Source organism: Pseudomonas sp. TE3786, from assembly GCF_054057335.1.
The window spans coordinates 54,929-80,016 of record NZ_JBSRZF010000014.1 but is presented as its reverse complement, the minus strand read 5'-3'; the positions used below and the strand labels follow the sequence as shown (position 1 = coordinate 80,016).

Annotated in this window: 28 protein-coding genes; 10 read left to right on the top strand and 18 right to left on the bottom strand. The window is 60.8% G+C overall.

The window, feature by feature from the left end; translation table 11 throughout:
- Positions 1-5: 5 nt before the first annotated feature.
- The 7 genes from ACVW0Y_RS16035 (at position 6) to ACVW0Y_RS16005 (ending at position 6,544) form a co-directional block, all read left to right on the top strand.
- Positions 6-1,259, top strand: a complete 1,254-nt coding sequence (locus tag ACVW0Y_RS16035) for a fimbrial protein (RefSeq protein ID WP_457439424.1) — start codon at positions 6-8, stop codon at positions 1,257-1,259.
- 102 nt (positions 1,260-1,361) lie between these two features.
- Positions 1,362-2,645: a fimbrial protein gene (locus ACVW0Y_RS16030; protein ID WP_457439422.1), complete on the top strand. Its 1,284-nt coding sequence runs from the start codon at positions 1,362-1,364 to the stop codon at positions 2,643-2,645.
- Positions 2,646-2,743: 98 nt separating this feature from the next.
- On the top strand, positions 2,744-3,112 hold the full coding sequence (locus ACVW0Y_RS16025) for a DUF423 domain-containing protein (protein ID WP_457439420.1): 369 nt from the start codon (positions 2,744-2,746) through the stop codon (positions 3,110-3,112).
- A 118-nt stretch (positions 3,113-3,230) separates the two neighbouring features.
- Positions 3,231-3,431 carry a sulfur carrier protein ThiS gene (gene thiS, locus ACVW0Y_RS16020; RefSeq protein WP_457439418.1) on the top strand — a complete coding sequence of 67 codons (201 nt, stop codon included), beginning with the start codon at positions 3,231-3,233 and terminating at the stop codon, positions 3,429-3,431.
- A gap of 55 nt (positions 3,432-3,486) precedes the next feature.
- Positions 3,487-4,281: a thiazole synthase gene (locus tag ACVW0Y_RS16015; protein ID WP_457439416.1), complete on the top strand. Its 795-nt coding sequence runs from the start codon at positions 3,487-3,489 to the stop codon at positions 4,279-4,281.
- 92 nt (positions 4,282-4,373) lie between these two features.
- On the top strand, positions 4,374-5,021 hold the full coding sequence (trmB, locus tag ACVW0Y_RS16010) for a tRNA (guanosine(46)-N7)-methyltransferase TrmB (protein ID WP_457439539.1): 648 nt from the start codon (positions 4,374-4,376) through the stop codon (positions 5,019-5,021).
- A 179-nt stretch (positions 5,022-5,200) separates the two neighbouring features.
- Positions 5,201-6,544, top strand: a complete 1,344-nt coding sequence (locus tag ACVW0Y_RS16005) for a DUF1329 domain-containing protein (protein ID WP_457439414.1) — start codon at positions 5,201-5,203, stop codon at positions 6,542-6,544.
- A 234-nt stretch (positions 6,545-6,778) separates the two neighbouring features.
- Here ACVW0Y_RS16005 and ACVW0Y_RS16000 read toward each other — a convergent pair whose 3' ends face one another.
- From ACVW0Y_RS16000 to ACVW0Y_RS15950, 11 genes are all read right to left on the bottom strand, one after another.
- A complete protein-coding gene (locus ACVW0Y_RS16000; protein WP_457439412.1) occupies positions 6,779-7,033 on the bottom strand; it encodes a hypothetical protein in 255 nt (84 codons plus the stop codon).
- A gap of 53 nt (positions 7,034-7,086) precedes the next feature.
- A complete protein-coding gene (locus ACVW0Y_RS15995; protein ID WP_457439410.1) occupies positions 7,087-7,410 on the bottom strand; it encodes a DUF3392 domain-containing protein in 324 nt (107 codons plus the stop codon).
- A 31-nt stretch (positions 7,411-7,441) separates the two neighbouring features.
- The gene (gene hemW, locus ACVW0Y_RS15990) at positions 7,442-8,632 is read right to left on the bottom strand and encodes a radical SAM family heme chaperone HemW (RefSeq protein WP_457439408.1); all 1,191 of its coding nucleotides are present in this window, start codon (positions 8,630-8,632) and stop codon (positions 7,442-7,444) included.
- Entirely contained in the window at positions 8,629-9,237 is a 609-nt protein-coding gene (gene rdgB / locus ACVW0Y_RS15985) for an RdgB/HAM1 family non-canonical purine NTP pyrophosphatase (protein WP_457439406.1), read from the bottom strand. The genes hemW and rdgB overlap by 4 nt, the downstream gene beginning before the upstream one ends.
- The gene (locus ACVW0Y_RS15980) at positions 9,234-9,656 is read right to left on the bottom strand and encodes a DUF4426 domain-containing protein (RefSeq protein ID WP_457439404.1); all 423 of its coding nucleotides are present in this window, start codon (positions 9,654-9,656) and stop codon (positions 9,234-9,236) included. Before ACVW0Y_RS15980 ends, rdgB begins: the two co-directional genes overlap by 4 nt.
- Before the next feature lie 26 nt (positions 9,657-9,682).
- Positions 9,683-10,303, bottom strand: a complete 621-nt coding sequence (gene metW / locus ACVW0Y_RS15975; RefSeq protein ID WP_457439402.1) for a methionine biosynthesis protein MetW — start codon at positions 10,301-10,303, stop codon at positions 9,683-9,685.
- An 8-nt stretch (positions 10,304-10,311) separates the two neighbouring features.
- On the bottom strand, positions 10,312-11,451 hold the full coding sequence (gene metX, locus ACVW0Y_RS15970) for a homoserine O-succinyltransferase MetX (RefSeq protein WP_457439400.1): 1,140 nt from the start codon (positions 11,449-11,451) through the stop codon (positions 10,312-10,314).
- 202 nt (positions 11,452-11,653) lie between these two features.
- Positions 11,654-13,636 (bottom strand): dynamin family protein, encoded by a 1,983-nt coding sequence (locus ACVW0Y_RS15965; RefSeq protein ID WP_457439398.1) that lies wholly within the window; start codon positions 13,634-13,636, stop codon positions 11,654-11,656.
- A 338-nt stretch (positions 13,637-13,974) separates the two neighbouring features.
- Positions 13,975-14,565, bottom strand: coding sequence for a YggT family protein (locus ACVW0Y_RS15960; protein WP_457439396.1), 591 nt, complete (start codon positions 14,563-14,565; stop codon positions 13,975-13,977).
- Between the two features lie 10 nt (positions 14,566-14,575).
- A complete protein-coding gene (gene proC / locus ACVW0Y_RS15955) occupies positions 14,576-15,409 on the bottom strand; it encodes a pyrroline-5-carboxylate reductase (RefSeq protein WP_457439394.1) in 834 nt (277 codons plus the stop codon).
- 37 nt (positions 15,410-15,446) lie between these two features.
- Complete coding sequence (locus tag ACVW0Y_RS15950; RefSeq protein WP_457439392.1) at positions 15,447-16,157, bottom strand: YggS family pyridoxal phosphate-dependent enzyme; 711 nt, start codon at positions 16,155-16,157, stop codon at positions 15,447-15,449.
- A gap of 77 nt (positions 16,158-16,234) precedes the next feature.
- On the opposite strand from ACVW0Y_RS15950, the gene ACVW0Y_RS15945 reads away from it, so the two are divergent.
- Complete coding sequence (locus tag ACVW0Y_RS15945) at positions 16,235-17,269, top strand: type IV pilus twitching motility protein PilT (protein ID WP_108094992.1); 1,035 nt, start codon at positions 16,235-16,237, stop codon at positions 17,267-17,269.
- Positions 17,270-17,453: 184 nt separating this feature from the next.
- Positions 17,454-18,599, top strand: coding sequence for a PilT/PilU family type 4a pilus ATPase (locus ACVW0Y_RS15940; RefSeq protein WP_108094991.1), 1,146 nt, complete (start codon positions 17,454-17,456; stop codon positions 18,597-18,599).
- A gap of 44 nt (positions 18,600-18,643) precedes the next feature.
- Here ACVW0Y_RS15940 and ACVW0Y_RS15935 read toward each other — a convergent pair whose 3' ends face one another.
- Positions 18,644-19,246 carry a C40 family peptidase gene (locus ACVW0Y_RS15935; RefSeq protein ID WP_457439390.1) on the bottom strand — a complete coding sequence of 201 codons (603 nt, stop codon included), beginning with the start codon at positions 19,244-19,246 and terminating at the stop codon, positions 18,644-18,646.
- A 456-nt stretch (positions 19,247-19,702) separates the two neighbouring features.
- On the opposite strand from ACVW0Y_RS15935, the gene ACVW0Y_RS15930 reads away from it, so the two are divergent.
- Entirely contained in the window at positions 19,703-20,104 is a 402-nt protein-coding gene (locus ACVW0Y_RS15930) for an NINE protein (RefSeq protein WP_457439388.1), read from the top strand.
- A 131-nt stretch (positions 20,105-20,235) separates the two neighbouring features.
- Here ACVW0Y_RS15930 and ACVW0Y_RS15925 read toward each other — a convergent pair whose 3' ends face one another.
- The 6 genes from ACVW0Y_RS15925 to ACVW0Y_RS15900 form a co-directional block, all read right to left on the bottom strand.
- The gene (locus tag ACVW0Y_RS15925; protein WP_457439386.1) at positions 20,236-21,507 is read right to left on the bottom strand and encodes a dihydroorotase; all 1,272 of its coding nucleotides are present in this window, start codon (positions 21,505-21,507) and stop codon (positions 20,236-20,238) included.
- Positions 21,507-22,535, bottom strand: a complete 1,029-nt coding sequence (locus tag ACVW0Y_RS15920) for an aspartate carbamoyltransferase catalytic subunit (RefSeq protein WP_457439384.1) — start codon at positions 22,533-22,535, stop codon at positions 21,507-21,509. Before ACVW0Y_RS15920 ends, ACVW0Y_RS15925 begins: the two co-directional genes overlap by 1 nt.
- A 10-nt stretch (positions 22,536-22,545) precedes the next feature.
- Positions 22,546-23,061, bottom strand: a complete 516-nt coding sequence (gene pyrR / locus ACVW0Y_RS15915; RefSeq protein ID WP_457439382.1) for a bifunctional pyr operon transcriptional regulator/uracil phosphoribosyltransferase PyrR — start codon at positions 23,059-23,061, stop codon at positions 22,546-22,548.
- Positions 23,062-23,093: 32 nt separating this feature from the next.
- The gene (ruvX, locus tag ACVW0Y_RS15910) at positions 23,094-23,531 is read right to left on the bottom strand and encodes a Holliday junction resolvase RuvX (protein ID WP_457439537.1); all 438 of its coding nucleotides are present in this window, start codon (positions 23,529-23,531) and stop codon (positions 23,094-23,096) included.
- Positions 23,528-24,097, bottom strand: a complete 570-nt coding sequence (locus ACVW0Y_RS15905) for a YqgE/AlgH family protein (RefSeq protein WP_457439381.1) — start codon at positions 24,095-24,097, stop codon at positions 23,528-23,530. Before ACVW0Y_RS15905 ends, ruvX begins: the two co-directional genes overlap by 4 nt.
- An 80-nt stretch (positions 24,098-24,177) precedes the next feature.
- Positions 24,178-25,071 carry an energy transducer TonB gene (locus ACVW0Y_RS15900; RefSeq protein WP_457439379.1) on the bottom strand — a complete coding sequence of 298 codons (894 nt, stop codon included), beginning with the start codon at positions 25,069-25,071 and terminating at the stop codon, positions 24,178-24,180.
- Positions 25,072-25,088 lie beyond the last annotated feature (17 nt).

Genomic DNA, 25,088 nt, shown 5'->3' with positions numbered 1-25,088 from the left:
GTGCTATGTTTAAATTGCGGAGATGTTTTTGTAGCTGTAGTTATCTGGTTGCCTTATTGGCGGGTTTTTTGTATTCGAATCTGGCCTCGGCGTCGTGCGCGTGGTCCGGAGCGGCCGCTAGTTATGCAGTCAAAAATCCGATTGTATTTGAAACCTCCGGCTACAAGATGCTGGCCAACAAAAACTGGTATAACGACTCTCGGTATCCGGTTGGCTCTTTGATGGGGCAGGATACGGTAACACTGGTAGCCAAGAACTGCGGTAGTCTTACCGAACTCAGTGGTAACCGTATCAACGTCATATACAGCCCGCCGGCTAACGCGGTTTCATATGGTTCTGGTTATCGAATTCCAACCAGCGCCCCTGGGGTCGCGATCAATATCGAGTTCCCTGGCGGGACTGCAACTGCTGGCGGGATATTGGTCGGCACCAGTTTGGGGATTGTTACCAGCGGAGGTTTGTTAACTCCCACGGGCAGTCGAATTCCGCCAGTCAAAGTTAATCTTTCGATTGTTAAAACGGGACCCTTTTCCAACAGTAATGATGGCGCGATCAGGGTTGATGGTGGGCTGGGATGGTTTCGTTACTCCAGTGCAACAACCTCTGGTTTGGTTTCGGTCTCCGAAGACCAATTGCAGTTTCCAACCAAATATAGCTCTGCCAGGGAAGGTGACTATCTCGGCTATACGTCCTCGCCCATATGTCACCTGAACAGTCTGGGCAGTGTGTCGTTGGCAACCGGGCCTAAAGTTATTACGTTGTCGCCGGTTTCCACGGGTGACTTTTCAGGTATAGGCGCTATTGCCAAGGGTGCAAAGTCCCAACAATTCACTTTTACTTGTTTGGGCACCGCCGATACCAAACCAACGGTTTATTTTGACGCCACCTTTCCCTTCAATAATGGACTCGATGGGGTTGGGATGCCCGGTGCTGATAGCGATATCGGCGTACAAATTCTATTAAATGATGTGCCGGTAAGATTTGGTCAAAATTCTCCAGTGCTGGGCTGGAATCTGACGCCATTAAATACAGGGATCACCGACGTGTTTTACGGTTTTATCTCGCCCCAGGGTTTTTACTGCAGGGCCAATTGTGGCACTGATATGAGTAATTCCAACTGGGTAGATGGTGGCGCTGCCATGGGTAACAACGACGGCATCAACGCTGCCGTCACATTCAAGTACTACCAGACAAAAAACAAGGCACCGGATCCCAAGTCATTTTCGGTGCCGTTCACCATCACGCTTGATATTCAATAGGTATGTAAGTCTAGAAGCAAAGGTCAAAGCTGCGCGTTGGGTAGGAGCGTAGGTATATGCAGTGATGCCTGGGTGGACTATTAATCTGGATGAGGGGATCTAATGATTAAGGACAAAATCTTTCCAGTCTTTGTTGTTCGTTGGGTTTTAATGTCTCTTTCGATAATAAGTGGAGTATTGCTGGCGCAAACAGCATCAGCGGCCTGTCATTGGGCTGGTAGCGGGTTGTCGGTAGCCAGTGATCGGAATACTACGGATGTCGGCCTGAATCTCGCCAGTTTCAAGATGATCTCTAACAGAAGATGGTTTAACGACATTCGTTTTCCAGCAGGCAGTGCGATGGGAGTATTCAGCTTCACGCTGAATATGAAGCTGTGTAATAGCTTGATGGAGCTCGCAGGCCGGCAAGTGGATGTCGTATACCAGCCACCGGCAGGCGCAACGCCTTCGGAGTCTGGTTATCTGGTGCCCAGTTCGGCCGATGGAGTGGCGATGCGGGTGGAATTTTTACAGAGAAGCAGCCATTCACAGGGCTTACTCTTGGGCACCACCCCTGGGGCGGTATTTGGAGGCCAGCTTACGGAGCGGACCGCGGGGTCGCTGCCGGTTCCCATGCGCCTGACCCTTATCAAAACCGGCCCGTTCGGCAACAGTTCTGCCATCTGGTTTCCAAATGGATTGGGAACCTTTCGATATTTCGCGGCGGGCGATGCCAGTCTGTTTTCCCTGGCGGATAACCGCCTTGTGATGTTATCAACCCTAAGTCCCTCGGATCCATACGCGCAGATCGGCTCCAGTGCGGCACCATCCTGCGATGTGCAAGCCTTGGGCGAAGCCAACCTGGCCCTGGGGCCGAAGAGCATTCCATTGCCGGCGGTTAGCGCGGCCAGCTTCAGAGGGCCTGGGGCGGTCAGCAGTGGTGCGACAAACCGAGCATTTACTTTCGCCTGTACCGGCACGGTAAACAGCCAACCGAAAGTTACCTTTGCCGCTACCTTTCCCTTTAACGGAGGAGTCAGTGGTGTAGGGATGCCCCAGGGTCGCACCGACATCGGGGTGCAGATATTGCTCAACGACGTGCCGGTCCGTTTGGGATCGAGCTCCCAGGCGCTGCAGTGGACACCGGTACGCATGGATGAAAAGGGTTATCCGGTGACCATGTACTTCGACGGCGCTACCCTGGTTCTCTCTGCTCAGGGCCCCTATTGCTTGAGCAATTGTGGCAATGACATGAGCAATGCCAGTTGGGTGGATGGAGGGGCCGCCATAGGTAACAACCGCGACGTACCGACCCCGATTACCTTCAAGTACTACCAGACCGGTGCCAATCGGCCGGCTGCCGGAGCGTTCTCGGTGCCGTTTACTGTCACCATCGATGTGCAATAGAAACAGCGTGCTGCGCTGATCCGACGCTCTATTTCGGCGCGACCCTGTTGTACCCTGCGGGCAGTCTCGGTTACTCAACCTGCTTCGGAGCGGTGTAAATGCTGCGCGTATTCGTAATGTTGGCGGCGTTCTTTGGTTTTAGTGGTGTGGCGCTGGGCGCTTTTGCCGCCCATGGTCTGAAAAGCAGGCTGTCCGCTGAGTACCTGGCGGTGTTCCAGACAGGCACTCACTATCAGTTGATTCACGCCTTGGCCCTGTTTGCTGTGGCGCTGTTGTCATTGCACCTGCCGGGACGCCTGCTGAACGCCGCAGGCTGGATGTTTGTCCTCGGCATTCTGTTGTTCTCCGGCAGCCTGTATTTGCTCACGCTCACCGGCATCAGCACGCTGGGGATCATCACGCCCTTCGGTGGCTTGGCTTTTCTCGCCGGCTGGTTGTGCCTGGGGCTGGCCGCCTGGCGCGGCTGATGCGGTTGTCGATAACCTGACCACGGCGTCAATTGTGAGACGAATGGCGCGCCTTTGCCTTGGTCAACGCTTGCGATGGGGCTAGAATGCCGGCCCCCTCACATTGTGATTGCCTGTCATGCGCATTCAGTTGAACGGTGAATCTTTCGAGCTCCCCGACGGCCAGACCGTCGCCGACCTGTTGGTCCGTCTGGACCTCACCGGCCGGCGTGTCGCTGTCGAGCTCAATCTGGACATCGTGCCGCGCAGCCAGCACGGGGAAACCGTTCTGCACGAAGGCGATGCGTTGGAAGTCGTGCATGCCATCGGCGGCGGCTAGACCCCGTCCGCGACTCCTGCTCCCGAATTAGCGCCACAGCCGAAGAGGATTTCCGATGAGCCTATTGCGTACCGACAAGCCCTTTACCCTGGCTGGCCGTACTTACCAGTCGCGCCTGCTGGTGGGTACCGGCAAGTATCAGGACCTGGACGAAACCCGCCGCGCCATTGAGGCCTCTGGTGCCGAGATCGTTACCGTGGCCGTGCGCCGCACCAACATTGGCCAGAATCCGGACGAGCCGAACCTGTTGGATGTGATCCCGCCTGACCGTTACACCATTCTGCCCAACACCGCCGGCTGCTACGACGCCGCCGAGGCCGTGCGCACCTGCCGTCTGGCCCGCGAGCTGCTGGATGGCCACAAGCTGGTGAAGCTGGAAGTGCTGGCCGACCAGAAAACCCTGTTCCCCAATGTGATTGAAACCCTCAAGGCCGCCGAAGTGCTGGTCAAGGATGGTTTCGACGTGATGGTGTATACCAGCGATGACCCGATCATTGCCCGTCAGCTGGCGGAGATGGGCTGCATCGCGGTCATGCCGCTGGCCGGTCTGATCGGCACCGGGCTGGGTATCTGCAACCCCTACAACCTGCGCATCATCCTCGAAGAGGCCAAGGTGCCGGTGCTGGTCGACGCCGGTGTGGGTACCGCGTCCGACGCGACCATCGCCATGGAGCTGGGCTGCGAAGCGGTGCTGATGAACAGCGCCATTGCCCATGCGCAGAATCCGGTACTGATGGCCGAAGCCATGAAGCACGCTATCGTCGCCGGCCGTATGGCCTACCTCGCGGGCCGTATGCCTAAGAAACTCTACGCCAGCGCGTCCTCGCCGCTGGATGGTCTGATCAAGTAAGAGCTGCCATGACTGAACCGCAAGATATTCCCGTACCGGACCAGCCCGCCGAGCAAGGCGAGCGCAAGCACCGCGCAATCAAGAGTTTCGTAATGCGCGCCGGGCGGATGACCGAAGGCCAGCAGCGCGGCCTGGACATTGGCAAGCCGCTATTTGTGCTGCCGCTTACGGATGATTTCGTCGACTTCGATAAAGTCTTCGAACGCTCCGCGCCGCGCACCCTGGAAATCGGTTTTGGCATGGGCCACTCCCTGCTGGAGATGGCGGCTGCCGCCCCGGAGCAGGACTTCATCGGCGTTGAAGTGCATCGCCCGGGCGTCGGCGCGTTGCTTAATGGCGTGCTGACCCAGGAGCTGAAAAACCTGCGGGTTTACGACTGTGATGCCATTGAAGTACTGAAGCGCTGCGTGGCGGATGCCAGCCTGGATCGCCTGCTGCTGTTTTTCCCGGACCCGTGGCACAAGTCGCGTCATCACAAGCGCCGCATTGTGCAACCGGAGTTCGCTGAACTGGTGCGGCAGAAACTGAAAGTCGGCGGTGTGCTGCATATGGCCACCGACTGGCAGCCCTATGCGGAAGTCATGCTGGAAGTGCTGCAAGCGGCCCCTGGCTACCGCAACCAGGCCGCCGACGGCACCTATGTGCCGCGTCCTGAAGAGCGTCCGATCACCAAGTTCGAACGGCGTGGCGAACGCCTCGGCCATGGTGTGTGGGACCTGAAATTCGAACGGTTGGACTGATTCTGTTGTACCCGGGCAGTGGCGTTTATAGGCCACCGCTGCTTTGCTGCCATAACGTTGTTGCACTGCTGTTAAAACAGACCAGCCAAAGCTGGCTAACCTCACCACAGCAACACCCAAGACTGGCTGGATTAATAAAAAAGGTGGCGCGTCATCAAGGCGCCCCAAGGAGAAAGTCTGTGTTGAGAAGTATTGGAGTACTGCTGCTCACGGTCTGCGCGTTGAACGCGCAAGCCAAGGTCGATCCGGTGCAGGCCAACCGCCTGGAAGGTGACCTCACGCCATTGGGCGGCGAGCGCAAAGGCAATGCCGCCGGCACCATTCCGGATTGGACCGGCGGTCTGGCGCAGCCCATCGCCAGCTACAAGCCCGGCATGCACCACCCCGACCCCTATGCCAACGAGTCGGTGCAGTACGTGGTCAACAGCAAGAACGTGGCGCAGTACCAGGCGCAACTGCCGGTCGGCCTGAAAACCCTGCTGGAAACCAACCCCGACTACCACCTGCGCGTTTTCCCTACGCACCGTAGCGCCGCAGCCCCGCAGCGCATTTACGATGCCACCCGCTACAACGCCACCAACGCCGAGCTGATTTCCGGTGGTAACGGCGTGCAAGGCGCGGCGGCGGGTACTCCGTTCCCTGAACCGCAGAATGGCCAGGAAGCGATCTGGAACCACGTGATGCGTTATCGCGGGGAGCAGATTCACTTCGTCACCAATCAGGCGGCGGTGCTTTCCAACGGTGCCTACAACTTGCTCAAGCTGGACCGTGACGTCTACTTCAAGTACGGCCGTGAAGGCATGACCCCGGCGGCGCTGGAGAACACCCTGTTCTTCTACAAGTACAGCGTGGTGGCTCCGGCCAAGCTGGCCGGTTCTGCCCTGGTGGTTCAGGAGACCCTCGACCAGGTCGAGGCGATCCGTAAGGCCTGGCGCTTCAACCGTGGCGAGCGCCGTGTGCGTCGCCTGCCGATGCTGGCCTTCGACACCCTACAGCCAGATACCAACGGCATGGCCACCGCCGATATGGTCGACTCCTACAACGGTGCGCCAGATCGCTACGAGTGGACGCTGCAGGGCAAGAAAGAAATGCTGGTGCCCTACAACAGCTATGCCGTGCACCAGAAAGGCATCCCCTACGAGACCATTCTGCAGCCCAAAAGCGTCAACCCCGAGTTGCTGCGTTACGAGCTGCACCGTGTGTGGATAGTCGAGGCCTCGCTGCGTAAAGGCTTCAGCCACCCGTACGCCAAGCGCCGTTTCTACCTCGACGAAGACAGCTGGCAGATTCTGGCGGTAGACCTGTATGACAAGGACGACAATCTGGTCGGTCTGCAGGAAAGCCACTCCATCAGCTACTACGACGTACCGATGTTCGGCAGCACCCTGGAAACCATCTACGACTTCGCCGGCAAGCGTTACTTCGCCGACGGGATGGATAACAACGAGATCATGTACGACTTTAACGCCAAGCTCGGCCCAGGTGATTTCACCCCCCAGGCTCTGCGTCGCGAAGGTAACTAAGCGATCGGCTGCGCGTCGGCGATGCTGCGTTAAAAACCGCTTTTCAATGCTCATGGGCACTAGCCCCCAGTGCTTGAAAACCGGTTTTTGCCTTGCCTCGCCCTAGCTCGCTCGATCTCGAGCGGCTTAAACCAAACAAGCATCGCGGCTCAAGCCGCTTCTACGAGATGGTGCTATCTCGCAGGAGCGGCTTGAGCCGCGATTTTTTATGGGTGACGTTTAATCCATCAGCACCTAGTCCACCAGCTCCGCGCCAATCAATGTCGGCTCCGGTAGCGCCGAGGGTGCCGGGCTGATTTGCAGGTATTTGATGCTCTCGCGGGGGATCAGTAGCAGGTCGCCATCGACTTCGATGCTGAGGAACGGTGATTCCAACTGCATGCGCAACCCGCGGGCAATTTCCACCGGGTCTTGGCTTTGCTGGGGGAAGCGCATGATTAGCCGCTGACCATCCTGAAAGTGCAGGTACAGGTGCTTGATGGGTTTCATGGTCGGACTCCTGGTCTGGCAGCCGCCTGGCTACCAGAAGGGGGGCCGGTAGCCTAGTTGCGGTCGGCGATCACGCCGATGAGGAAGAAGACTAGTAGCAGTACGGGAGCCAGGGTGTAGTTATTGAAATAACCCAGGCCCTTGGCCAGCCAGGGGGTGAGGAAGATCATCGCCAGACCGTAGCCCACGGCACAGATCAGCACGAACAGCAGGGTGCGGAATATAAAGTTGAGGCCGCCGATGCGCTGCTGAATCCAGGTATTGATGCCTGGTCCGAACAGCACCAGTACGGTGGCCATGATCGCCAGGGAAATATCGTAGAGGTGGCCGCGAGTCCAGCGCGATACGCTAGCGATCAGGTCGAGAAGCAGGTCCATCTGGTGTCCTTAGCCCCCGTGGGCGTCAAAGTCAGGGCAAAAAGTACTGCAACAGATCATTGAGAAACAACTGGCCTTCAGGCGTTGCCACCAGGCGTTGTGGATCGGCCACCAGCAAGCCGCGTTGTTGCGCCTGCTCACGGGCTTTGGCGAAGTCTGCCAGCGACAGGCCGGTGCGTTGACTGAATAGCTCGGCCGGTACGCCATCGGTAAGGCGCAGGGCGTTCATCAGAAACTCGAAGGGCAGCTCGTCGACGGTCAAGGCCTTGGCCCCGGCCTGGAAGCTCTTTTTCGAGTCCAGGTAATCCTTGGGCAGACGGGTTTTCCAGCTGCGCAGAATCTGCCCGTCCGGGCTGCTGAGCTTGGCGTGGGCGCCGGCACCGATGCCAAGGAAGTCGCCAAAGCTCCAGTAATTGAGGTTATGCCGCGCGCGCCTGCCCTCTCTGGCATAGGCCGAGACTTCGTACTGCGCATACCCATGCTCGGCAAGCAGCGCCTGCCCGGCTTCCTGGATATCCCACAGGGTGTCGTCTTCGGGCAGCACTGGCGGTTGGTTCCAGAACACCGTGTTGGGTTCCAGGGTCAGCTGGTACCAGGACAGATGGGTCGGTGCCAGGGCGATGGCCTGACGCAAATCAGCCAGGGCATCGTCCAGCGACTGATCCGGCAGGCCATGCATCAGGTCCAGATTGAAGTTATCGAAGCCGGCATTGCGCGCCATATCGGCAGCGCGCATGGCCTCGTCGCCGTTGTGGATACGCCCCAGCGCTTCAAGCTTGGCCTGCTGAAAGCTTTGCACGCCGATGGACAGGCGATTGATGCCCAGCTGCCGATAGGCGCGAAACTTGTTTTGCTCGAATGTACCGGGGTTGGCTTCCAGGGTGATTTCGATATCGCGGGCAAAACTGATGCGCTGTTGCACACCTTCCAGCAAGCGGCCCAGCGCCTCGGCGCTGAACAGGCTGGGGGTGCCACCGCCGAAGAAAATCGAGGTCAACTCACGGCCGTGGGCCAGGGGCAGGTCGCGCTCCAGGTCGGCCAGCAGCGCGTCGACGTACTCGGCTTCCGGCAATACCGGGCTGGCGGTATGGGAGTTGAAGTCGCAGTACGGGCATTTGCGCACGCACCAGGGAATATGGATATACAGCGCCAGCGGGGGCAGTTGCAGCAGGCTGTGGGCTGCGGCGGGCGGAAAAATCAGCCCGCTGTCGGAGGTTTTCATTGCAGGCCCAGGCGCTCGCGCAACAGAGCCATGGCGCGGGCGCGGTGGCTAAGCTGGTTTTTCTCGGCAGGGCTGAGTACGGCGCTGGAGCAATTGCGCTCCGGCACCCAGAACAGCGGGTCATAACCAAAGCCATGCTCGCCCTCGGCCTGCTCAAGGATGCGCCCATGCCACAGGCCCTCGCAGATGATTGGCAGCGGGTCGTCGGCATGCCGCACCAGCGCCAGGCAGCAAACGAACTGCGCGCCGCGCTGTTCAGCCGGCAAGCCCTGCAGAGCGATCAGCAGCTTGGCGTTGTTGGCGGCATCGCCCTGGCCATCGGCATAACGCGCGGAGTAGATGCCGGGGGCACCGCCCAGAGCGTCCACCGCCAGGCCCGAGTCATCGGCCAGCGCCGGCAAGCCGGACACCCGCGCGGCGTTGCGGGCCTTGAGAATGGCGTTTTCGATAAAGGACAAACCGGTTTCTTCCGGTTCGACCTGGCTGAACTCACCCACCGAACGCACCTGCACGGCATCGCCGAGCATGGCCTGCAGCTCTTTCAACTTGCCGGCATTATGGCTGGCCAGTACCAGTTGGCTAAGGTCGATTACGGCGCTGGTCATTTATCGTCCGGGAAGAATTCTTGATTGAAGTCGATGCTGTTGGCCGCGCCTTCGCCGACCTGCACTTTGAGGGCGAAACGCAGCACTTCGCGTTGCTCGAAGGGGAACTGCGCCAGGTAGTAGATGGCACCGCTTTCGGTGACTTGCTTGAACTCCAGCTGGCGAGCCTTGCCGAGCAGGTCGGTGACGGTACCGGTAACGCTGGCGGGGCTGGCTTTGCCGGCCTTGAGCACGGCGACGTTGAGCACGCCCAGGGTTTTGCTGCGGGTCAGGCCGGCGGCGGCAGCCACATCGGGTTGCAGAAAGCCGGAGTTGAAGGCGTTGTAGTGCACATCCAGCTCACCAAAGCTGGCCTTGCGCTCGGCCATAACGGGCAGAGCCAGGCACAGGGTGAGGATCATTAGGGCGAGGCGACGCATGTTTGCTCTCCTGAAACGGTGGCGGGTCAAACGGCGAAGCGATGTTCCAGCACACCGGGGCCGCTGACGCGATAAATGCCGATCTCACCTAACAGATTAGGCCACATCCGGCTGGCCCAACTGTGGCGGTGCAAATGGTCGACCGCCAGGCGGTCGAGTACTTGCACGCTGCGCTCCAGGCACAGGGCTTCGAAGTCTTTGAAGGTGCAGAAGTGGATGTTCGGCGTGTTGTACCAGGTGTACGGCATGAAGTCCGATACCGGCATGCGTCCGTTGCGCGCCAGGTAGTAGCGGCAGCGCCAGTGGCCGAAGTTGGGGAAGGTGATGATGCATTGGCGGCCGACGCGGAGCATTTCTTCCAGAATCTTGTCCGGGTACTGCACCGCTTGCAGCGCCTGGGTCATCACCACCACGTCGAAGCTGTTGCTGGCGAAATTGCCCAGGCCCAGGTCGAGGTTCTGTTCGATGACGTTGACGCCCTTGGTCACGCACGCGGCGATATTGTCCGGGTCGATTTCCAGGCCGTAGCCGGTCACCTGTTTGTTATCGCGCAGCCAGGCGAGGAGTTCGCCATTGCCGCAACCCAGGTCCAGCACGCGGCTGCCAGCGGGTATCCAGTCTTGGATGATTTCCAGATCGGCTCTCACGGCAATCCTCAGAGGCTGATGCGGTTCATATAACCGCTGAATGCTTGCAGATAGCGCGGGATCGGCATCAGGAAGGCGTCATGGCCCTGGGGCGCATCCACTTCCAGGTAGCAGACGTTTTTCCGCGCGGCCATCAGGGCGTCGACGATTTCCCGCGAACGGGCCGGCGAGAAGCGCCAGTCGGTGGTGAAGGAAATCACGCAGAAATCCGCTTTGACCCCGGCCAGGGTTTTCGCCAGGTCGCCATCGTGGACGGCCGCCGGGTCGAAGTAGTCGAGGGCCTTGGTCATCAGCAGGTAGGTGTTGGCGTCAAAGCGCCCGGAGAATTCTTCACCCTGGTAGCGCAGGTAGCTTTCTACCTGGAACTCGACGCTGTGGAAGTCGTAGTTGAGTTTTTCGCTCTTCAACCCACGGCCGAATTTCTCGCCCATGGCGTCGTCGGACAGGTAGGTGATATGGCCGACCATGCGTGCCAGCATCAGGCCGCGCTTGGGGATCACGCTGTGTTCCTGGAAGTGCCCGCCGTGGAATTCGGGGTCGGACAAAATGGCCTGGCGCGCCACTTCGTTGAAGGCGATGTTCTGCGCCGACAGCTTGGGGGCCGAGGCAATGGCCAGGCAGTGACGAATGCGCTCGGGGTAGCTGATGGCCCATTGCATGGCCTGCATGCCACCCAGGCTGCCGCCGACCACCGCTGCCCATTGTGCGATGCCGAGGCGATCAGCCAACAGCGCCTGGCTGTTGACCCAGTCTTCCACGGTTAGTACCGGGAAGTCGGCACCATAGGGTTTGCCAGTGGCCGCGTTGATGCTGGAGGGGCCGGTGGAGCCGTTGCAGCCGCCGAGGTTATTGAGGCTGACGACAAAGAAACGCGTGGTATCGATGGCCTTGCCCGGGCCGATGCAGCTGTCCCACCAGCCCGGCTTGCGCTCGTCAGGGCTGTGGAAGCCGGCGGCATGGTGATGCCCCGACAGCGCGTGGCAGATCAGCACCGCATTGCTGCGCGCTGCGTTCAGTTCGCCGTAGGTCTCGTACACCAATTGGTAGTCGCCCAGGCTGCGGCCACAGGCCAGCGCCAACGGCTCGGCAAAGTGCTCGACCTGCGGCGTGACCAGACCAACGGAGTCTTCGGGAAAGGCGGTGGGCATCGACCCTGCTCTTGCAAAAAGGAGGCGCCAGTCTAAAGAGCACCGCCCCCTGCGGCAAGCGTGGGGGAGACAGGGTTGAATGCGGGTTCGTAGCCTTGCCTTTTCCAGGCATCGCGGCTGAAGCCGCTCCTACAGTGCCGCGCATTTTCATGTAGGAGCGGCTTTAGCCGCGATGCTTTTCAGGGCGATTCCAGGGGCGTTGTTACTCGCTGGCCTGCACCTGCCGAGCAGACGACGGCAAGGTCACCACTTTGCCTTGCCGCGAGATCGGTGCCGGCCGTCGCAGGGTGCGCAGCATTTCGTTGGCCTGGCTCAGTTGCAGTTCCAGATCCGTCATATAACGCAGCATCTGCTGGCTGCGCAGGCGCGCCTGCTGGGTGTTCTGCGCCAGCGACTTGAGCCGCAGCATATGGGTTTCCAGCAGCTGCTTGTGTTCCAGGGTGTGCTGCATCAGCGGCATCAGGGCGTCGGCGGCCCATTGCTCGACTTCGCGGCGCAGGCGCTGGTGCAGGCCGATCACTTCCTGCACCAGGGTGGCGAAGAAGCGTTTGGTCAGGGTGCGCTGCTCGGTGAGCAGGGTTTTCAGGTGCAGGCGGAACTGGTCAGCCTTGCCTTGCTGGGCCTTCAGCTCACGCTGGTAGCGCTTGATATTGAACTGCGGAGCGTCGACGCCGTGCAGTGGGTTCTCTTCGTTGTGGCGGCGATAGATGGCCGAAACCATTTTGTTGGCCATTTCCACTTCCTGGCCGAGGTTGGTCAGGTCGTGCTCCACCGAGCGGAAGAAATGCAGGATCGCCTGGTTGATGCCCAAGGTGGTCCAGCTGCCGGTGAGGTTGGCGCGCACCTTGTTCAGGTGTTCTTCCAGACGCTCCGGGCGTGCCGCGACACGCAGCAGATCGCCCTGACGCTTGAGCAGGCGCTGATTGGTTTTCAGCCCCAGCAGGCGGCGGTGGTGCTGGCTGTGATCGTCTTTGGTTTTGGCGGTCAGCTCGAACAGCAACTGGCCGTTGTCCTGTTGATGGTGGGTCAGCAGGGTCTGCTGTTCGCGCACCTTCTCCAGGCGCAGGTTGAGTACGTGCTGGCTGTTTTGCAGAAGGGCCAGTACCTGGTTGACCACGCGGTCTTCGAGCAGGCGTTCTTTCTGCGCCACGATGCGTTCGCAGAGCAGGGTTTCCAGATGACCCAACTGGCTGCGCTCGAGCAGCGGCAGGTCCTTGCGCACCTTGGCCAGCAGCGCCTGTTTGGCCGACAGCGGCAGCACATCTTCGACGCCGATGCCCAGTTGCTTGGCGGTGGCGGTCTGGATCTGGCTGATGGCGTTCTGCACAAAGGCATCGCCGGCGAGGTCGTCCCACAGCACGTCGATCTTGTTCAGCACGGCGAACAGGCTGGTCTGGGTTTCTTCGTCGAGCTGACGGATATGGGTTTGCCACACCGCCATATCGCTGGCCGTGACGCCGGTGTCGGCGGACAGCAGGAAGATGATCGCCTGGGCGCTGGGCAGCATCGACAGGGTCAGCTCCGGCTCGCTACCCAGGGCATTCAAGCCCGGAGTGTCGAGAATCCGCAGGCCCTGGCGCAGCAGCGGGTGGTCGAAATTGACAATGGCGTGACGCCAGGCCGGCACCAGCACCTGGCCGGGCTTGCCGGCGCTTTCCAGCATGTCCGGGTGAAAGCCCAGTTGAATGGCCTGTTCCACCGCCATTGGTTTGGTCTTCGCCACCTGAGTGAAGGCCTGCACCATATTGTCGGGATCGCTGACATCCAGGGGGATATTCACCCAGTGCCGCGGAATACGTTTGAACTGCGCCACGCTGGCATCGGCCATGCGCGTTTCGATGGGCAGCAAGCGGATATACGAGCGCTCGGAGCGGGGGTCGAAGAACAGTTCGGTGGGGCACATGGTGGTGCGCCCGGCGTGGGACGGCAGCATGCGCTGGCCGTACTCAGAGAAGAACAGGCTGTTGATCAGCTCGGTCTTGCCGCGGGAGAACTCGCCGACAAAGGCCAGGGTGATGTGATCGGTGCGCAGGGTGCGCAGCGCGCGGTCGAGCTTGGCTTCGACGGCTTCAGTGGTCAGACGGTTGTTGGCCAGCCAGCTGCGATAGCGCGTGATCTCGCGCATCAACTCGCGTTTCCAGGCTACGTATGCACTTACCTGTTGGCTGAGACGTTCCATGCTCATTCCTGCACTCCTGTCGGCAACGCATCCTGCGACTGATTTTGAAAGATCATCGGCTTGGCCATCAGCCGCTGCAAGCGGCGCAGCGGCACTCTGTGACGGGTGCACGCTAGAGCTGGCGGCTTGCCATTGGAGGGCATTATGCGGGAAGCGTCCTACGCGTCAATCAGCCTATCTAAAGCGCCCGCCTTAAGGTCGGGGAGCGTGACCGAGCGGTCTTTGAAAGCGTGGAGGCGGGGCGCTGTAGGTTGGGATGGTTCGCGTTCGGTGAGTGCAGCGCAGCCCAACGGACTTGGCAGGGTCCGTTGGGCTGCGCCTTCGGCTCAACTCAGCCCGGGTAGTTACAGGAGCATACGGAGGATGTCCGGCATGCCGGTCATCACCATCAGGTTCTGGATTACCAGCATGTCCAACAGCTTCAATGCCAGAAAGGCGAAGATTGGCGATAGATCCAGGCCGCCCATGCTCGGCAGAATGCGCCGGATCGGTGCCAGCACCGGCTCGCAGATCTGGTTCACCAGCTCCACGCCCGGATTGTGGCTGCCCTGGGCGACCCAGGAGAGGATCACGCTGATGATCAGGGCGAAAAAGAACACCTTGAGGAACAGCGCGGTGATGCCAATCATCGACCAGATCAGCATCTGCACCGGGTTGGCGAACATGCCGTAGGTGAGCAGGATGGTCAGGGCGATCAGAATGAACTGCAGCAGGATGGCCAGCACCAGGGAGGCGATATCCAGCCCGCCGAAGCCCGGGATGATCTTGCGCAGCGGCTTCAGCAGCGGCTGGGTGGCGCGCACGATGAACTGGCACAGCGGGTTATAGAAGTTGGCCCGCACCAGTTGCAGGATAAAACGCAACAGCACGATCAACAGATACAGGCTGCCAAGGGTTTGCAGGATGTAGACGGCAGCGGTGTTCAATCCAATCATCATCAGCTCCTTATTGGCCCAATTGCTCGGCCAGTTCCGCCGAGCGATGCGCTGCGGCGTTGAGTGCTTGCTCGACCAGGGCCTCGAAGCCGCCGGCCTGGAACGTCTTGATCGCCGCTTCGGTGGTGCCGGCCGGCGACGTCACACGGCGGCGCAGCTCGGCGGCATCCACATCGCTGGCCACCGCCATGCGTGCGGCACCCAGGGCGGTGTGCAGCGTCAGTTGCGCGGCGGTGGCAGCCGGCAGGCCGAGTTTTTCGCCGGCGGCGGTCATCGCCTCGATCAGCAGGAAAAAATACGCCGGGCCACTGCCGGAAACCGCGGTGACGGCGTCGATCAGCTGTTCTTCATCCAGCCACAGGGCCAAGCCTACCGCCGACAGCAATTGCTCAGCTTGCTGGCGCTGCGCGGCCGATACGCTGGCATTGGCGAACAGGCCGCTGACACCCTGGCGCAGCAACGCCGGGGTATTGGGCATGCAGCGCACGATAGGGCGGGTCGGGGCCTCGGCGGTGCTCAGCCAGGTCTGCAGGCTGGCGCAGGTGATGCCGGCGGCAATCGACACAATCAACTGGTTGCTGTGCAGTGCTGGTGCCAGCGCCAGGCATACGGTTTTCATTGCCTGTGGCTTGACCGCCAGCACCACCACATCGGCACCTTTCACCGCGTCGCTATTGTTGGCGAACACGCTGATGCCATGCTCGGCCGCAATCTTGCCGCGCTGCTCGGCACCGGGATCGCTGGCGCTGATCAAAGCGCTATCCATGCCCTGGGCACGCAGGCCGCCGATCAGACTGGCGGCCATGTTGCCGGCGCCAATAAATGCAATACGGGGGTTGCTCATAAAACGCTTCCTTTAATAAGGCAGGGGTGGCGATTGTTCATTGGCCGGGTTGGCCGCTTGCACTGTGACCGTAGTCGCGGGCACCAAACAGGGCCGTGCCGATGCGCACCCAGGTGGCACCTTCGGCAATCGCCGCTTCCAGGTCATGGCTCATGCCCATCGACAAGGTGTCGAGGCCGGGCAGGGCGAGGCTGCTTTGCAATTCACGTACCGTGGCGAACGCCTGGTGTTGGGCACCGACATCCTCGGTCGGCTCCGGGATCGCCATCAAGCCGCGCAATCGCAGGCGCGGCAACTGGGCAACGGCTGCCGCCAGGGCGGGCAGGTCGGCAGGCGTACAGCCGGATTTGCTCGCCTCGCCACTGACATTCACCTGCAGGCAGATATTCAGCGGCGGCAAGTGCGCGGGGCGTTGTTCAGACAGGCGTTGGGCGATTTTCAGGCGGTCCACCGAATGTACCCAGTCGAAATGCTCGGCTATGGCTTTGGTCTTGTTCGATTGGATGGGGCCGATGAAATGCCAAATCAAGGGCAGGTCGGTGAGTTCGGCCTGTTTGCCCAGGGCTTCTTGCAGGTAGTTTTCGCCGAAATCGCGCAGACCGGCAGCATGGGCTTGGCGAATGGCGTCGGCGGGTTTGGTTTTGCTTACGGCCAGCAGGCCGACTTGAGTGAAATCTCGCTGCGAGGCTTGCGCCGCCTCACGGATACGCTCACCGAGCTTTGCAATATTCTCTGCTATCGTGGACATTACCTACACCAGCCGCCTTGGTTCAGCGGCATTCTACCTGCTTGCTTGCCATTAGATGCTCGTCTTTAAGGAGTTCCATGGATATCACTGAGCTGCTCGCCTTCAGCGCGAAACAGGGCGCTTCGGACCTGCACCTCTCGGCGGGTTTGCCGCCGATGATCCGGGTCGACGGCGATGTCCGCCGGATCAACCTGCCGGCACTGGACCACAAGCAAGTGCATGCGCTGATCTACGACATCATGAACGACAAGCAGCGCAAGGATTACGAAGAGTTCCTGGAGACCGACTTCTCCTTCGAAGTCCCTGGCGTCGCACGTTTCCGGGTCAACGCCTTCAACCAGAACCGTGGTGCCGGTGCGGTATTCCGGACCATTCCATCCAAGGTTCTGTCCATGGAAGACCTGGGCATGGGCGAGATCTTCAAGAAGATTTCCGATGTGCCGCGTGGTCTGGTACTGGTCACCGGGCCCACCGGTTCGGGCAAGTCGACCACCCTGGCGGCCATGCTCGACTACATCAATAGCAACAAATACCACCACATCCTCACCGTTGAAGACCCGATCGAGTTCGTTCACGAATCGAAAAAGTGCCTGATCAACCAGCGTGAGGTGCACCGCGACACCCTCGGCTTCAGCGAAGCATTGCGCTCGGCCCTGCGGGAAGACCCGGACATCATCCTGGTGGGTGAGATGCGCGACCTGGAAACCATCCGCCTGGCACTTACTGCCGCGGAAACCGGTCACCTGGTATTCGGCACCCTGCACACCACCTCCGCAGCGAAAACCATCGACCGGGTGGTCGACGTGTTCCCCGCCGAAGAGAAGTCCATGGTGCGTTCCATGCTTTCCGAATCCTTGCAGTCGGTTATCTCCCAGACCCTGCTGAAGAAGATCGGCGGCGGGCGGGTGGCGGCCCACGAAATCATGATCGGCACCCCGGCCATCCGGAACCTGATCCGTGAAGACAAAGTGGCGCAGATGTATTCGGCGATCCAGACCGGCGGCTCGCTGGGCATGCAGACCCTCGACTCGTGCCTCAAGGGCCTGGTCGCCAAAGGTCTGGTTTCCCGCGATGCGGCGAAGGAAAAGGCGAAAACCCCGGAAAATTTCTGACGCATATCCCATCCTGCAGGTCTGCCCGCTTGGAAGTGCGCGGCAGACAGCAGAATATGCACAGCTTCTATTCGGCTATTTTTATAACGACAGGTTGCGCTACACGCGCGCAGCCAGTTGCCCCTATGGGGTAGCGGTAGCCTCCGGCTGCCGTGGCAAGGTTGCGTGATAGGCGAGAACTTCGATGGAATTTGAAAAGCTGCTGCGTTTGATGGTCGAGAAGGGCGGTTCGGACCTGTTTATCACCGCCGGTGTGCCGCCGTCGATGAAGGTCAACGGCAAGATCATGCCGATCACCAAGACGCCGATGTCGCCGGAGCAGGCCCGCGAGACGGTGCATGCGGTGATGAACGAGCAGCAGCGCCGCGACTTCGCGGAAAACCACGAATGCAACTTCGCCATCAGCGCCCGTGGCATCGGCCGTTTCCGCGTCAGCGCCTTCTACCAGCGCAACCTGGCGGGCATGGTGCTGCGGCGTATCGAAACCAATATTCCAACGCTCGAAGACCTCAAGCTGCCGGAGATTCTCAAGAAGCTGGCGCTGACCAAACGCGGTCTGGTGCTGTTCGTGGGCGCGACCGGTACCGGTAAATCCACCTCGCTGGCGGCGATGATCGGCTACCGCAACAAGAACAGCAGCGGCCACATCATCTCCATCGAAGACCCCATCGAATATATCCACCAGCACCAGAGCTGCATCGTCACCCAGCGTGAAGTGGGGATCGACACCGAATCCTTCGAAGTGGCGCTGAAGAACACCCTGCGCCAGGCCCCCGATGTGATCCTCATCGGTGAGGTGCGGACCCGCGAAACCATGGACCACGCCGTGGCCTTCGCCGAAACCGGGCACCTGTGTCTGGCCACGCTGCACGCCAACAACGCCAACCAGGCGCTGGATCGGATCATCAACTTCTTCCCTGCCGACCGTCAGCAGCAGGTGTGGATGGACTTGTCGCTGAACCTCAAGGCCATCGTCGCCCAGCAACTGATTCCGACCCCGGACGGCAAAGGCCGCCGCGCGGTGATCGAGGTGTTGATCAACACCCCGCTGGCCGCCGACCTGATCCGCAAGGGTGAGGTGCACGAGTTGAAAGCACTGATGAAGCGCTCCACCGAGCAGGGCATGCAGACCTTCGACCAGGCGCTGTACCAGCTCTATAGTCAGGGCGAGATCACCTACGAAGATTCCCTGGCCTACGCCGACTCGGCGAACGACCTGCGGCTGATGATCAAGCTTGGCTCGGAAACCGATGGCGATCACCTGACCACCATGTCCCAGGGCCTCTCGCTGGAAACCAGTGAAGAGGACAGCGGTCGGCGTTTCCGCTAACACCTGGTTAAATGAAAAGGGCTGCCACTGGCAGCCCTTTTTCGTTAGCGCGTCGTTACCCGAAGCTGGGGTTCGGTGCTCGGCAGCACGCGTTTGGCCAGGGCGTAGCGGGTTTTCCAATAAGGCTTGTTCAAGGTGTCGATGGTGACCGCCTTGCCGCGCCGTGGCGCATGGATAAAGCGGTCGTTACCCAGGTAGATGGCGACGTGGTTGACCCGCCCACCGCGAATATTGAAAAACAGCAGATCCCCTGGCTTTAGCGCATCGCGGGCCACTTTCTTGCCGTCGGTGCGGGCCATGGCATTGGAGGTGCGGGACAGGTCGACCGAGTCGATATCGTCAAACGCATAGCGCACCAGGCCGCTGCAATCGAAGCCTTTTTCCGGCGAACTGCCACCCCAGCGGTAGCGCACACCCAAGGTGTTCACGGCGCGACCGAGTACGACGCTGCTATTTTTGGCCGCTTCGCTGTTCGCCGCAGTAGCGGCATGGGCGCTGGTGCTGGAACTGGCGTCAGATGTCGCCGTGTGCCCAGTGGCGTGGGCTGGCAACGGCTGGTAGCGATTGCTTGCCACGCTATGGGTGGCGGCGACGGTCAGGGGTAAACACAGGCAAATGGATAGCCAGGTTTGTGGGAGGAAACGCATACGCAAAGCTCTTGTTTTCACTAATGCGCAACTTTATAACAGCTTTTTTGTTCATTTTTTGACCATTGGTCGATTGGAACTCTGGTCCGACGAACGAAAGACAGTGATAAACACCTGCTTTTTGCCAGCTTTGTAGTGACTAAACCTGAGCGTTTAGCTGCGCGTATATTCTCTCCTGCGCACACCCTCATCTGGCCCGGTTGGCGGTCGACGCTTTGCAGTTTTAGTCGAGATGCTGGGTCCCAGCCTTCTCTGGGGCGACGCAGGTTTGGGGGTATGCCGCCGTCATCCCCGCGAAGGCTGGGATCCAGACTCTGTCAGGAGTACCAATGCAGGGGCTGGAGTCGCAGGGCCGCCGCCTGCGAGGGAATTACGTTGAATCATGTGCGAGATGGTCGAGGCGCAACCCTTTGCCGTAGCCTGGGTCGAAGCTGTGTTCTTCACCCGGAGGCACTTATGAACGTACGTCAGGACACCCACAGCAAGCTGATGGGCTATCTGCTGTGGATTTTCGGCTTTCTCGGCTCGCACCGTTTTTACTACGGCAAGCCGGTGACCGGGACCATCTGGTTCTTCACCCTGGGTCTGCTTTTTGTCGGCTGGATCGTCGACTTGTTTCTGATACCGGCCATGGACGACGAAGCTGACCTGCGTTTCACTGCCGGCCCCCTGGATTACAGCGTCGCCTGGATTCTGCTGACCTTCCTTGGCATTTTCGGTGTGCACCGCATGTACCAGGGCAAATGGATCAGTGGTCTGATCTATCTGTGTACCGGCGGTTTGTTCTTCATTGGCGTGCTGTACGACTTCTGGACGCTTAACGATCAGATCTCGGAACGCAATGTTCGGCCGCTTTAGGTTCCTGTAGAAGCGGCTTCACCCGCGATAGCAGCAAGCACCTTGATGAATTTATCGCGGCTGAAGCCTGTGCGTTAAGCCAACAAAAAGCCCGCTAATAGGCGGGCTTTTTGTTTTGTGCGAGGGGTACGTCAGGCCTGATAGCTGATATGCCCATCCACCAGGGTGTAACGCACGGCTCCGGGCAGGCAGTGGCCAATAAACGGGCTGTTCTGGCCTTTGGAGAACCAGGTTTCGCCGGCCAGGGTCGAGGCGTGCGGGTCGAACAGCAGCACATCGGCCGGGCTGCCTACCGCCAGTTGTCCGGCTGGCAAACGCAGGGCGGCGGCCGGACCGGCGCTGAGGCGGGCGAGCAGGGTCGGCAGGTCGAGCAGGCCGTCTTGCACCAGGATCATGGCCAGCGGCAGCAGCAGCTCGACACTACTAATGCCCGGCTCGGTGGCGCCGAACGGTGCCAGCTTGGCGTCGGCCTCGTGGGGTTGATGGTGGCTGGCAATCGCCTGGATCACCCCAGACTTCACCGCGGCGCGCAGGCCGTCGCGGTCGGCGACGGTGCGCAGCGGTGGCTGCACGTGATACAGGCTGGAGAAATCGATCAACGCTTCATCAGTGAGGATCAGCTGATACAACGCCACATCGGCGGTCACCGGCAGGCCACGGGCCTGGGCACCGGCGATCAGCTGGGCACCACGGGCACTGGTGAGCTGGCTGAAGTGCGCGCGCACGCCGGTCTGCTCCACCAGCAACAGGTCGCGGGCCAGGGCCACGGTTTCCGCGGTTTCCGGAATGCCCGGCAAGCCGAGAAAGCTGGCCGTGGCACCTTCATGGGCCAGACCGCCCTCGGCCAGGTCGTGGTCTTGCGATTGCAGCACCACGGTAAGGTCGAAGGTGGCGGCGTATTCGAAGGCACGGCGGCGGGTGCGGTTGTTGCGAAAACTCTCCAGGCCATCGCCAAAGGCGACGCAGCCGGCATCGCGCAGGGCTACCAGTTCGGCCAGCTGCTCGCCGGCCAGGCCTTTGCTCAGCGCACCAATCGGGAACACCTTGGTGTGCCCGGCGCTGCGGGCGCGATCAAGCACCAGCTCGGCCACGGCCGGAGTGTCGAGAATCGGTTTGGTGAACGGCGGGCAGCACAGGCTGGTGATACCGCCGGCGGCGGCCGCCAGGGTTTCGCTGGCGATGCTGCCTTTGCGGCTGTAGCCCGGCTCGCGCAGGGCGACGTTGAGGTCGACCAGGCCCGGGCTGGCGATCAGGCCTTTGCCGTCGATGCTTTTATCGGCGCTGAAGCCGGCAGGTTGGTTGCCGATGGCGGCAATCTTGCCGTCAGCGATAAACAGGTCGCAGACCTGGTCCAGCCCACTGTTCGGATCGATAACGCGGGCGCCGAGGATTTCGATGCGCATCAGTTTTGCTCCTCAGCAGCTTGGTTCGCTTGGGCTTCCTGGTTGAGCAGGCGTTGGGTGGTTTGTCCGCTCATGGCCATGGACAGCACGGCCATGCGAATGGCGATGCCGTAGGTGACCTGGTTGAGAATCACCGATTGCGGGCCGTCGGCCACCGCCGACTCGATTTCCACGCCACGGTTGATCGGCCCCGGGTGCATGACCAAGGCATCGGGCTTGGCCAGTTTCAGGCGTTCGCTGGTCAGGCCGTACAGGCGGTAGAACTCGCCTTCGCTGGGCAGCAGGCCGCCAGTCATACGCTCGCGCTGCAGGCGCAGCATGATGATCACGTCGACGTCTTTCAGGCCTTCGGCAAGGTCAGTGTAGATATTCACCCCGTACTGCTCGATACCCACCGGCAGCAGGGTTTTCGGGCCGATCACGCGGATGTCCAGGCAGCCCAGGGTTTTCAGGGCGAGCATGTTCGAGCGCGCCACCCGCGAGTGCAGGATGTCGCCAACGATGGCCACCGAGAGATTTTCGAAACTGCCCTTGTGCCGGCGGATGGTGAGCATGTCGAGCATGCCCTGGGTCGGGTGCGAGTGGCGGCCGTCGCCCCCGTTGATGATCGCCATGTCCGGGCACACATGCTCGGCAATAAAGTGCGCGGCACCGGAGTCGGCGTGGCGTACGACGAAAATATCCGCGGCCATGGCTTCGAGGTTGCGCAGGGTGTCCAGCAGGGTTTCGCCCTTGCTGGTGGAGGAGGTCGATACGTTCAGGGTGATGACGTCCGCCGACAGCCGCTGGGCCGCCAGTTCAAAGGTGGTACGGGTACGCGTGGAGTTCTCGAAGAACACATTGCAGACCGTCTTGCCGCGTAGCAGCGGCACTTTCTTGACCGCGCGGGCACCGACTTCCAGGAAGGAGTCGGCGGTGTCGAGGATTTCGGTCAGCAACTCGCGAGGCAAGCCATCGAGCGAGAGAAAATGGCGCAGCTGGCCCTGGTCGTTGAGCTGCAGCGGGCGCTTGGCGTCGGTCGGCGTCATCGGGGAAGTCTCAGTGGGCGGCGGAGGCGGGGGCTTGGTGCTCGAGGGTGAGCGGTGCCGGGCCGAGCAATTTTACCCGCTCAAAGGGTGCCAGCGACAGGGTGGCACCGACCACATCCGGACGAATCGGCAGCTCGCGCGAGTTGAGGTCGAGCAGGTTGACCAGGGTTACGCTGGCCGGGCGACCGTAGTCGAATAGCTCGTTGAGAGCGGCGCGGATGGTGCGGCCGCTCATCAGCACGTCATCCACCAGCACCAGATGCTGGCCTTCGATCTCAAACGGCAGCGCCGAAGGGCGCACTTGCGGGTGCAGGCCGTTCTGGGTGAAGTCATCGCGGTAGAACGAGACGTCGAGAACGCCCAGCTCGGTGTCGCGGCCCAGTTCCTTGAGCAGCGCCTGGGCTACCCACACGCCACCGGTATGGATGCCGATAAAACGTGGCTCGGTAATCTGCCGGTTGGCCAGGTGTGCAGTCAGCGCGGCGGCCATTTGCGGCAGCAGCTCGGCGGGGTTGGGTAGCTTCATGGTCTCTCCTTGAATCGCAAAAACGCAGAGCTTCAGGCGTCGCTGTGTTCGGCCAGCCAGCCTTCCAGCAGCAGCGCGGCGGCGAGGGCGTCCACCGGGTTGTCTTTATAGCCGCCGCGTTGGCCCTGTTGCAGGCGCTCGCCCTTGGCGGCATAAGTGGTCAGACGTTCGTCGTGGGTGTGTACCGGCAGATTGAAGCGGCCATTGAGACGTCGGGCGAATTTTTCCGCGCGTTCGCTCATTTCACTGGGGCTGCCGTCCATGTTCAGTGGCAGGCCGACGACGATGGCGTCGGGTTGCCATTCGCGCACCAGGGCTTCGACTTTCTGCCAGTCCGGCACGCCGTTCTGGGCTTTCAGGACGCAGAGCTCGCGGGCCTGACCGGTGATCACCTGGCCGACCGCAACGCCGATCTGCTTGGTGCCGTAGTCGAAACCCAGCAGCAGACGCAGGGGTTTATCGGCCATCAGGCGTGTCCGGCTTGTGAGGTTAGCAGGCTGAGGTTGACACCCAGGCGTGCGGCGGCAGCGGCCAGGCGCTGGTCGTAGGGGAGGTCGAAGAGAATGTGCGGATCGGCCGGGCAGGTCAGCCAGGTGTTGTTGATCAGCTCGTCTTCCAGCTGTCCGGCTTCCCAGCCGGCGTAACCCAGGGCAATTACATGTTTCTGTGGGCCCTCGCCGTCGGCGATGGCGAACAGCACATCCTGCGAGGTGGACAGCGCCAGCTCGCCCAGTTCCAGGGTGGCCTGGAACTGCAGACCGGCCGGGTGCAGAACAAAGCCGCGGTCCGTCTGTACCGGGCCGCCGAAAAAGATCGGCAGGCTCTGGCAGATGGCCGGCGGCAGGGTGTCGGGGCGCAGTTGCTCAAGCACGTCGGCGAGGTTCAGGCCGTTCGGGCGGTTGATCACCAGGCCCATAGCACCTTCGGCGTTGTGCTCGATAAGGAAAGTAACGGTCTGCGCGAAATTCGGATCGGCCATGTGTGGCATGGCAATCAGAAAGTGGTTCTTCAGGTAGCTGGGATTGGCGTCTTTCATGGCGCGTAGTGTCGCCGCTGGTTGGTGGCCCTGACAAGCCGAGCCGGCCAATTGCTGAAGGCTAGCGGTGCTGCAGGCGCTTATTTGCTCGACAGCCGGTCACCGCGCTCGAAGCGCCAGGTGCGGATGATTTCCAGCCGGTCGATATCCGCCAGGTCGCCGCTGAAGGGCGAGAACGGTGCCGACAGGCGCACGATTTTCAGCGCGGCCTGATCCAGCAGCGGCTGGCCGGAAGATTCCAGAACCTGAACTTCATACAGGCTGCCGTCGCGGTTGATCGACACCAGCAGCCGCAAGCTGCCGTAGATACGCTGACGGCGGGCTTCGTCCGGGTAGTTGAGGTTGCCGACGCGCTCGACCTTTTTGCGCCACTCGTCTTTGTACCAGGCACCTTTGTCGCGCATGGTCGAGGCAGCGTTCAGGCGGTGGATTTTCGGACGCTTGGCGTATAGCTGTTGTTCCTGGGCGAGCTCCGCTTCCAGGCCGGAGATCTCCGACGATAGCTGTTCGCTATCGAAGGCCGGTGCCTTGCGGGCATCGGGCTGGGGTTTGGTTTCTTCGCGTTTGACCGGCGTTTTCTGCGGCTTGGGCGCAATAGTTGCCACCGCCGCTTTCGGCGCTTCCTGCTTGGTGGCAGGCGCTGGTGCGGTGGGCAGGGTGATGCGTTTGACTTCTTTGTCCTGGAACAGCGCCTGTTCGGTGGTCTTTGGTGCTGCTTTTTTGTCCAGGGTGCCGCTGCCCTGTTGGTTGTCCTGGGCCAAGTAGTCAGCCTCTTTGGGCGTTTCCTTGCTCTTGAAGGTGGACAGGGTGATTTCCAGGGTTTTGCTGATCTGGCTCGGCGGCACCAGGGTGAAGCTGACGCCGAGAATCAGCGCCGCGTGCAGCACGGCAGCGAGGAACAAGGTAAAGCCCAGCCGGTCCGCAGGGCGGACGCCGTAGTCAGCGAGTTCGGGCGGAAGGGCGGGTGAGTTCATCGCGCAACGGGGGTCGG

Bases quoted from the DNA above. Each gene is read 5' to 3' on its own strand.
- rdgB (WP_457439406.1), bottom strand. From the start codon at position 9,237: ATGACCAGCGCCGTAATCGACCTTAGCCAACTGGTACTGGCCAGCCAT.
- ACVW0Y_RS15920 (WP_457439384.1), bottom strand. From the start codon at position 22,535: ATGACGCCGACCGACGCCAAGCGCCCGCTGCAGCTCAACGACCAGGGC.
- ACVW0Y_RS16030 (WP_457439422.1), top strand. From the start codon at position 1,362: ATGATTAAGGACAAAATCTTTCCAGTCTTTGTTGTTCGTTGGGTTTTA.
- ACVW0Y_RS15945 (WP_108094992.1), top strand. From the start codon at position 16,235: ATGGATATCACTGAGCTGCTCGCCTTCAGCGCGAAACAGGGCGCTTCG.
- ACVW0Y_RS15935 (WP_457439390.1), bottom strand. From the start codon at position 19,246: ATGCGTTTCCTCCCACAAACCTGGCTATCCATTTGCCTGTGTTTACCC.
- ACVW0Y_RS15965 (WP_457439398.1), bottom strand. From the start codon at position 13,636: ATGAGCATGGAACGTCTCAGCCAACAGGTAAGTGCATACGTAGCCTGG.
- ACVW0Y_RS15940 (WP_108094991.1), top strand. From the start codon at position 17,454: ATGGAATTTGAAAAGCTGCTGCGTTTGATGGTCGAGAAGGGCGGTTCG.
- ACVW0Y_RS15905 (WP_457439381.1), bottom strand. From the start codon at position 24,097: ATGAAAGACGCCAATCCCAGCTACCTGAAGAACCACTTTCTGATTGCC.
- ACVW0Y_RS15900 (WP_457439379.1), bottom strand. From the start codon at position 25,071: ATGAACTCACCCGCCCTTCCGCCCGAACTCGCTGACTACGGCGTCCGC.
- ACVW0Y_RS16015 (WP_457439416.1), top strand. From the start codon at position 3,487: ATGAGCCTATTGCGTACCGACAAGCCCTTTACCCTGGCTGGCCGTACT.
- ACVW0Y_RS15980 (WP_457439404.1), bottom strand. From the start codon at position 9,656: ATGCGTCGCCTCGCCCTAATGATCCTCACCCTGTGCCTGGCTCTGCCC.
- ACVW0Y_RS16000 (WP_457439412.1), bottom strand. From the start codon at position 7,033: ATGAAACCCATCAAGCACCTGTACCTGCACTTTCAGGATGGTCAGCGG.
- hemW (WP_457439408.1), bottom strand. From the start codon at position 8,632: ATGAAAACCTCCGACAGCGGGCTGATTTTTCCGCCCGCCGCAGCCCAC.
- ACVW0Y_RS15930 (WP_457439388.1), top strand. From the start codon at position 19,703: ATGAACGTACGTCAGGACACCCACAGCAAGCTGATGGGCTATCTGCTG.
- proC (WP_457439394.1), bottom strand. From the start codon at position 15,409: ATGAGCAACCCCCGTATTGCATTTATTGGCGCCGGCAACATGGCCGCC.
- metX (WP_457439400.1), bottom strand. From the start codon at position 11,451: ATGCCCACCGCCTTTCCCGAAGACTCCGTTGGTCTGGTCACGCCGCAG.
- ACVW0Y_RS15950 (WP_457439392.1), bottom strand. From the start codon at position 16,157: ATGTCCACGATAGCAGAGAATATTGCAAAGCTCGGTGAGCGTATCCGT.
- thiS (WP_457439418.1), top strand. From the start codon at position 3,231: ATGCGCATTCAGTTGAACGGTGAATCTTTCGAGCTCCCCGACGGCCAG.
- ACVW0Y_RS15995 (WP_457439410.1), bottom strand. From the start codon at position 7,410: ATGGACCTGCTTCTCGACCTGATCGCTAGCGTATCGCGCTGGACTCGC.
- ACVW0Y_RS16025 (WP_457439420.1), top strand. From the start codon at position 2,744: ATGCTGCGCGTATTCGTAATGTTGGCGGCGTTCTTTGGTTTTAGTGGT.
- ACVW0Y_RS15960 (WP_457439396.1), bottom strand. From the start codon at position 14,565: ATGATTGGATTGAACACCGCTGCCGTCTACATCCTGCAAACCCTTGGC.
- ACVW0Y_RS15925 (WP_457439386.1), bottom strand. From the start codon at position 21,507: ATGCGCATCGAAATCCTCGGCGCCCGCGTTATCGATCCGAACAGTGGG.
- ACVW0Y_RS16035 (WP_457439424.1), top strand. From the start codon at position 6: ATGTTTAAATTGCGGAGATGTTTTTGTAGCTGTAGTTATCTGGTTGCC.
- trmB (WP_457439539.1), top strand. From the start codon at position 4,374: ATGCGCGCCGGGCGGATGACCGAAGGCCAGCAGCGCGGCCTGGACATT.
- pyrR (WP_457439382.1), bottom strand. From the start codon at position 23,061: ATGAAGCTACCCAACCCCGCCGAGCTGCTGCCGCAAATGGCCGCCGCG.